The sequence below is a fragment of the Janthinobacterium sp. UMAB-56 genome (genome assembly GCF_900095265.1).
Taxonomy (GTDB): Bacteria; Pseudomonadota; Gammaproteobacteria; order Burkholderiales; family Burkholderiaceae_D; genus Janthinobacterium.
This window is the reverse complement of record NZ_LT607651.1, coordinates 207,994-216,098: the sequence shown is the minus strand read 5'-3', so window position 1 is coordinate 216,098 and position 8,105 is coordinate 207,994. Positions and strand designations below refer to the sequence as shown.

Annotated in this window: 1 protein-coding gene and 2 pseudogenes; all 3 read left to right on the top strand. The window is 65.3% G+C overall.

All coding sequences use genetic code 11. The annotated features are described in order from the left end of the window. Positions 1-4,193: pseudogene (locus K0F85_RS01000) on the top strand (DUF11 domain-containing protein); the annotation flags it as partial. Positions 4,194-4,245: 52 nt separating this feature from the next. Then, positions 4,246-7,551 carry a hypothetical protein gene (locus tag K0F85_RS00995; protein ID WP_219114148.1) on the top strand — a complete coding sequence of 1,102 codons (3,306 nt, stop codon included), beginning with the start codon at positions 4,246-4,248 and terminating at the stop codon, positions 7,549-7,551. A gap of 8 nt (positions 7,552-7,559) precedes the next feature. Beyond that, positions 7,560-8,105 (top strand): annotated as a pseudogene (locus K0F85_RS00990) (hypothetical protein); the annotation flags it as partial.

Genomic DNA, 8,105 nt, shown 5'->3' with positions numbered 1-8,105 from the left:
GTCACAAGGTCGTCATCACGGGACGCGGCACTGCGGGCGGCAGCCTGTCGAATCGTGTCCTGCCCAGCGGTGGCGACAATCCCGCCTGCGAAGAGGCCAGCGCCTGCCAAGCCACGACGAGCCTCGTCGCGCCGCAAGTGACGGTGCGCAAGAGCGTCGACAAGAGCAGTGTCAGCGTGGGTGATTTGCTGACCTGGACCATTACTGCCAGCAATGGTGGCACGGGCGCGACCAGGTCCGCCATCGTGCTCACCGACAACCTGCCGGCCGGCGTCAGCGGCGTGCAAGTGTTGTCCACGCAGCTGGCCACTTGCGCGCCCGTGGCCGGCAATATCGTCACGTGTAGCGTGACGGCTGGCCTGGTGCCCGGCGGACAGGCGCAAGTAGTGCTGCGCGCCACGGCCAGCGCCGCCGGCGTGCTGCAGAATACGGTGTTGCCTAGCGGCCCGGACAATCCTGTCTGCGCGCAGGCGGCGGACTGCAGCACCAGCACCACGGCCATCAAGCTGCTGGTCGACGTGACCACTACCCTGAACGGTTTCCCTGGCACCACCAGTGCCGGCGACCAGATCAACGGCATCGTCAGCTATAGCAACGTTGGTCCCGGCACGGCCGAAAACGTGACGTACAGCTTGAAACTGGCGCAGGGGCTGGTGGGCGTGACCCTGAGCGGCGCGGCCGGCAGCTATGACGCCGTCAGCGGCATGCTGACGGTGACGGGCTTGCCAGCCAGCCTGGCGCCCAACGCGCTGCACAGCTTCGGCCTGTCGTATATCCAGCCGGCCAGCAACGTCTCGACCATCGTCAGCATCATCGCCACCAGCTCGACGGAAGTGCAGTACGACTTGCCGAATACGGCGACGGTAACCATGCCTGGCCCCGTGATTCGCGTCAGCAAGACCGCCAACGTCAGCAATGCCAACGTGGGCGACAGCATCATCTGGACCATTTCCGCCGTCAACAGCGGCGGCGTGGCCAATCTGGGCGTGGTGACCCTGGCGGACATCTTGCCGCCGAACTTGACGGTGCTGGCGGTCAACGCCGATGCGGGCGTGACCTGCCCGCCGCTGGCGAACTGGGTGGCGAACAGCGTGCAAAGCTGCAGCATTGCTGCTGGTCAATTGGCGATCGGCAATGGCACGCGCAGCGTGCGCGTGACGGCCACGGGCACGCTGGAAGGCGCGCTGTCGAACCGCGTCATGCCGAGCGGGCCAGACAATCCAGCCTGTGCGCAGGCCAGCAGCTGCGAATCGAACATCGTGCTGACGGGCCCCAAAGTGGCAGTGCGGAAAAGCGTCAACCGCGCCGCCGCCAATGTGGGCGACACCGTCGTGTGGACCATCACAGCCAGCAATACGGGTAGCGGTCCCACGCGCGCCGTCATGACCCTGGTCGACACCTTGCCGGCCGGCCTGACGAACGTGCAGGTGACGCCCGTGCGCGCCACCTGCGCGCCCGTGGCCGGCAATGTGCTGACCTGCAGCGTGCCTGCCGGCCTGATCGGCAATGGCGGCGAAGCCAGCGTGGAAGTGTCGGCCACCGTCACCCAGGCCGGTACGGCGCTCAACCGCGTCGTGCCTTCCGGACCCGATGCGCCACAGTGCCTGGCGCCGGCCGATTGCCAGACCAGCACCAATGTGACCAGCCCCAGCGTGATGGTGAAAAAAGTGGCGGACAAGGCCAACGCCAGCATCGGCGACACCGTCAGCTGGACGATTACCGCTAGCAACAGCGGCAGCGGCCCCTCGACGGCCGCCCTCACGCTGACCGATGAGCTTGCCGCCAGCCTGGCCGAGATCGTTGTCACGCCCGCCGCGCCCACCACTTGCGCGCCGCTGGCCGCGAACAAGCTGGTGTGTACGGTGCCGGCCGGCCTGGCGCCGAACGCCGTGGCTGCCGTCACGGTGAGCGCGAAAGTGGCTGCCAGCGGGACCCTGAGCAACACCATCGTGCCCGCCGGTCCCGATTTGCCACGTTGCGCACAGGCATCTGATTGCACCGCCGTCACGGAAGTGGCCAACCCGGCCATCGGCGTGGCGCTGGGCGTGGGCAAGGTGACCCAGCTGTCGGCCAAAGTCTTCAATGTGCCTTACACGGTGGTGATCCGCAACGTGGGCAAGGGCACGGCGTCGAATGTGCAGGCGCTCGACAGCCTGCGCGCCGCCTTCCCCGAACCGGTCACCTGCCGCATCGTCGCGCCACCTGCCGCGCCCTCTATCGGCGGCAGCAAGCAGCTGGCCGTCAACCCGGGCTTCACGGGTGGTTGCGGCGGCAGCGACCTGCGTTTGCTCAGCGGCGACGCGGCCCTGGGCGAGGGCGAGTTGAGCGTTATCACTTTCACTGTGGAAATCACGGTGCAGGATACGACTTTGCCGCAGTACAACAACAGCGTGTTTGCCAGCGCGCTGGGCGGCAATGTCGCCAATGCCGGCGGCAGCATCAGCGTGCCGCCAGCGCCGGCCGCAGGCGTCATTGCCGCCAACCCGTCTTACACGCCACCCGTGGGCAGCCTCGTGTTTGACGCTTCCAACAATGGCGGCAGCCATGCGGGCGCCGTGGCCACGGCAGCGGACGTGGCCGCACTGGCGGAAAAGGTCGATCCCAACCGCAATGGCAACGCTTCGGATACCGTGGGTGGCGTTGCTTTCACTGGCGAAGACACGCCCACGCCCGTGGTCTTGCTGCGGCAAGTGGTCGATGTCATCAAGGCTGTTTCGGCCCAGCAGCAAGTCGATGCGAGCAAGTTCGAGATCAGCTACACGGTGCAGGCGGCAAACCGCTATCCCGCCGGCTACCCGACCTCGACCATGGTGCAGGTGGCGGAAAACCTGAAGGCCGTCTTCCCCAAGGCCACCAGCGTCACTTTCAAACCGGGCAGCCTGGCCGTCACGGCGCGGCCTGCCGGCGCCACGGCTTGCGTCGCGAATGGCGACTTCAACGGCGTCTCGGTGTTTGGCTTACTGAGCGGCAATGGCGACTTGCAGCCGCAGGAAAGCTGCAGCATCGTCTTCACGGTGCTGGTCGACTTCGGCAGTGTGGCGGCGATTCCCACCGTGCCGCAGCTGAACCAGGTGTATGCCAGCACCATGCTGGGCACGGAAGCGGGTGGCCGGAACATCGGCCACAGCTATAGCGGCACGGACGGCGCCAGCACGCCGGTGGCACCCGCCAGCGTGCTGGCCCTGGCCAGCTCGGCCGACACCTTGCTGCTGCCGGCCACGCCAGGCGCCACGCCACCGAGCTTTACGCCCGTGGTGTTCAACACGACGGACAAGCCGATGTTGTTGATCAGCAAGAGCGTCAACAAGACCCAGGCAGAGATCGGCGACAGTCTGCAGTACACCATCGAGGTGAAGAATACGGGCGTGGCGACGGCGTTCGGCGTCAGCGTGCTCGACAAACTGCCGGCCGGCTTCCGCTACATCGACGGCACCACTACGCGCAACAATGTGGTGCAGCCTGACCCGGGTGGCAAGCCGGGGCCACAGCTGAGCTTCAAGCTGGAATCGCTGGAGCCGAACGCCAGCGCCAGCTTCCGCTACCGCCTGCGCGTGGGTGTCGGTTCGCTGCAGGGTGACGGCATCAACCGCGCCCAGGCATCGACCACCAACGGCCCGCCATCGAACGAGGCGCGCGCGAAGGTGAAGGTGACGGGCGGCGTGTTCACCACGGATGCTTGCATCGCCGGCAAGGTGTTTGTCGATTGCAACAACAACCATGTGCAGGATGCCGAGGAATTGGGCATTCCGGGCGTGCGCCTGTACATGGAGGACGGCACGAACTTCACCACGGATGTCGAAGGCAAGTACAGCTATTGCGGCATCACGCCGAACAGCCATGTCATCAAGGTCGATGGCGCCACCCTGCCGCGCGCCAGCCGCATGATGGAAGCGTCGAACCGCAACCTGGGCGACCCGCACAGCCTGTTCCTCGATACCAAGAATGGCGAGCTGCTGCGCGCCGACTTCATCGAGGGCTCGTGCTCGAATCGCGTGCTCGAGCAAGTCAAGGCGCGCAGGGCGCAGGGCGAGGTGCGCAGCGTGGAAAGGGAGGGCAGGGCGGGGCCGGGACTGAGTTTCAGCAGCCAGCCTGCCAGCGCGCCGGCGCAGGCGACGGACAGCGCGAACCAGCCTGTCGTCGCGCCGCGCGCACCAGCCGATGTGCCAGCCGCAGGAGGCAGCCATGCGCAATAAGCATCTTTCACCTCACTTGCCGCTTGCCAATGCCGCTAAAGAGAAACAGGCCATGAAGAAAACTCTCCCCGCGCCCCGGCGCATGGCCGCCGCACTGGCCCTGCTGGCCTTCCCGGCGGCCAGTCTGGCACAACTGCCCTTGCCGGACAATGCGGCAGGCTCCGCCGCGGCAGCACCATCCTTCCTCGCTGGCAAGGTGAGCGGCATCGACTACGCCATCAACCGCAGCGTGGCGCGCATTGCCGTCGAGACGGACGGGAACGACATGCCGGCCGATGGACAGAGCCCGGTCAAGGTGACGGTGACACTCTTTGACGAGCAGGGCAAGCGATTGACGGGAGCGGCCTTGCTCACCATCGAAGCCAGTGGCGGGCGCATCTTGCTGCCTGGCGCGCGCACCGATGAACTTGGCCCCGAGCGGCGTGATGTGGATAAGGTCACGCCCGGCACCCAGCTGACGGTGGAGAACGGAGAAGCGAGCTTCAGCCTGCTGGCCCCGGCCACGCCGCAGGACGTGCTGCTGCGCGTGTCGGCTGGCAGCGTGGCGGCGCAGGGCACGATCAGTTTCCTGCCTGAGCTGCGCGATATGCTGGCCGTGGGCTTGATCGACGGCATCATCAGCAAGCGCAGCCTGTCGAGCAGCGACATTGCGCCGTCGCGTTTCAATGACGGCTTTGAACGCGATATTCAGCGCTGGAGCCGGGCCTTTAACAATGGCAAGGCCAACGTGGCGGGCCGCGCGGCGATGTTTTTGAAAGGAACCATCCGTGGCGATGCCCTGCTGACGGCCGCCTACGACTCGGACAAGGACACGCGCGCGCGTCTCTTGCGCGATGTTAATCCGGAAGAGTTTTATCCCGTCTACGGCGACAGTTCCGTGCGCAACTTCGACGCCCGCTCCAGCGACCGCTTGTATGTGCGTATCGACAAGCAGAAGAGCTATGTGCTGTATGGTGACTTCGCCACCGGCGATGGGTTCAGCCAGATGACGGGCGGCGGTGCCGTGGCCAACTTGCAGCAAAGAAAACTGGGTCAGTACAACCGCACTGCCACGGGCGGGCGCGGCCATTATGAACACGATGGCATCGTCGCCAATGCCTTCGCCATCAACGATAGCCTGAAGCAGGTGGTCGAGGAATACCGTGCGAATGGCACGTCGGGGCCGTTCGCCGTGCGCAACAACAACGCCATCGAAAACTCGGAAAAGATCGAGATCGTGGTGCGCGACAAGAACCAGAACGGCAATATCGTGCAGGTGACGCAGCTGCGCCGTTTCGAAGACTACAGTTTCGAGCCATTCAGCGGACGTATCCTGTTCAAGCAGGCGATCCCCGCGCTCACGCCGAATGGCGACCCGCAATCGATCCGCATCAGCTATGAGGTGGACCAGGGTGGTGAAAAATTCTGGACCCTGGGCGTGGATGGCCAAGTGCAGCTGGGCAAGATGGTGTCGATAGGCGGTTCGGCCGTGGAAGATAGAAACCCCTTGTCGCCTTACAAATTGCACAGCGTCAACGCGGGCCTGCGCTTGGGCGAGCACAGCCTGTTGGTGGTGGAAGTAGCGCGCACCACGTCCACCAGCTACAGCGCGGGCGGCAGTATCTACACGACGGCGTCGGGCCAGGCGGGCGAGCTGCGCGATGACGTCAGCGGCAATGCGGCGCGGGTCGAGCTGCAGCACAAGGATGACAAGCTGGAAGCGAAAGCGTACTGGAGCCGTTCCGACAAGGATTTCAATAACACGGCGGCCGGCATCACGGGCGGGCGGGGCGAGGCGGGCGTAAAGGCCGGCTACAAGCTCGGTCCTGCCGTTACCGTGTATGGCGAGGCCATCCGCAGCGACGAGCGCAGTACTGACGCGCGCCGCGATGCGCAGCGCCTGGGCGTGGCCTGGAATGCCAGCGAGCGCTGGCTGCTCGACGTCTCCGTCCAGCACATGAAGGAGAGCGGTGGCATGCCGTCGACGGCCGGCATCGCGCCGAATACCTCGCCGCTGGGCACGGGCTTGAATGCCACCGGGGGCTTCTTTGGCAACGGCACGGCGAACACGGCCATCGACCCTGTCACGGGCGGCAGCATCACCACGTTTGCGCCCATCAATCCCGGCGCGGGCGGCGGTACGACGGTGCCGCTGGACGCCACCACCGTGCGCCTGGGAGCGCAATACAAGGCCACGCAGCGCTGGACCTTGAATGGCGACGTGGAAAAAAGCGTCTCCGACGCGGATCAGCACCGCTATGGCCTGGGCGCGCAATACCAGCTGGCCGAACGCAGCCGGCTGTACGCGCGCTATGAAAACCAGACAGGGCTGGCATCGGCCTACTCGCTCAATCCGGCCGACCGCAGCACCAGTTTCGTAGCCGGCGCAGACACGGGCTACATGCCGGGCGGCACCGTGTTTGGCGAGTACCGCATGCGCGACGCCATGGATTACAGCCTGAGCAACCAGCGCGACTTGCAACTGGCGTCCGGCTTGCGCAACACGTGGAACCTCGGCGAAGGGCTGGCGGCGAACACGAATATCGAATACCTGAAAGTCATGAACGGCCAGCAGCAGCAAGCCGTGGCCGTGGCGGCAGGCGTCGACTTTTCCACCAATCCGCTGTGGCGCGGCTCCGTCAAGCTCGAGTACCGGCGACTGTTCGATAGCGAGATCGCACCGGGCAACCAGCGTCAGGACCAGTGGCTCAATACCATCGCCTGGGCGCGCAAGCTGAGCCGCGACTGGACCTTCCTCGCGCGCAACTACCTGCTGTACACGCGCAACAACGACGACGCCAGCGGCGCGCCCGTGGGCAATGTGCTGCAGGACCGGGCACAGCTGGGCTTTGCGTGGCGTCCCGTGGATGACAACCGTTTCAACGGCCTGGCCCGTTACGAGTACAAGACCGTGCGAGACCAGTCGCAGATCGATGGCGACAATTACCGCGCGCACATCGTTTCCACGCACCTCGATTACCACCCCAGCCGTCCCTGGTGGTTCACGGGCAGAATTGCCGCCAAGCACAACAACGACAGGAACTTGCCTGCTGGCCAGGAAAAGTACACGGCGTGGCTGTTTTCCGGGCGCACCGTATACGACATCAGCAAGCGCTGGGACATCGGCGTGCTGGCTGCCGTGATGGGCAGCCCGCAAGGGGGCAGCCGCCAGTGGGCCAATGGCGTCGAGGTGGGTTATCTGCTGGCGCAAAACCTGTGGCTGTCGGCAGGCCACAACTGGTCGGGTTTTTCCGACCGTGACCTGACGGGCGCCGACTACACGGCGCGGGGCCCCTATCTGCGCCTGCGCTTCAAGTTCGATGAAAACCTGTTTAAAGGCAAAGACGCCACCATCAACCGTACCCTGGCCCGGCCATGAAAGCGACCATGACTACCACAATGACACCGATGAAGAAACTGATACCGCTCGCCAGCCTGCTGGCCATGGGCCTGGCCCAGGCGGCCACGCCCACCCTGCAGGCCGCGCCGCTGGCCTTGCCCCAACTGCGCATCAGCGACCAGACTGTCTCCGCCGACCAGCAGGCGTACCGCCTGCTGCAGGAACGCATCAAAAAGCTCAACGACGGCGGCGTACGCGTGGGCGATTATTACCTGTCCAAGGCGCAATGCTGGCTCGACGTATCCTTCCACGAGTACACGCGCAACGACCGCTCTGCCTTTCCCCTGCAGGCGCTGCAGGAATCGGCAAAAATTGTGGCCGCGCTGGAAGACGGCAGCACGCCCAATCCCGGCGACGCCACGCCGCTGGTGAACGACGCCACGCGACTGCGCGACGATTTGTGGAACAGTTTTACGCAGCTGCGCCAGTCGCCCGGCTTTGCCTGTGCAGCGCAGAAGGTGGCGTGCGGTGAAGTGGAACTGGTGCATGCCGGCAACGAATACATGCAGCAGGGCTGGCGCCACGCGAATCCC

What these genes read in the sequence shown, in the direction of transcription:
- K0F85_RS00995 (WP_219114148.1), top strand. Translation starts at nt 4,246, where the DNA reads ATGAAGAAAACTCTCCCCGCGCCCCGGCGCATGGCCGCCGCACTGGCC.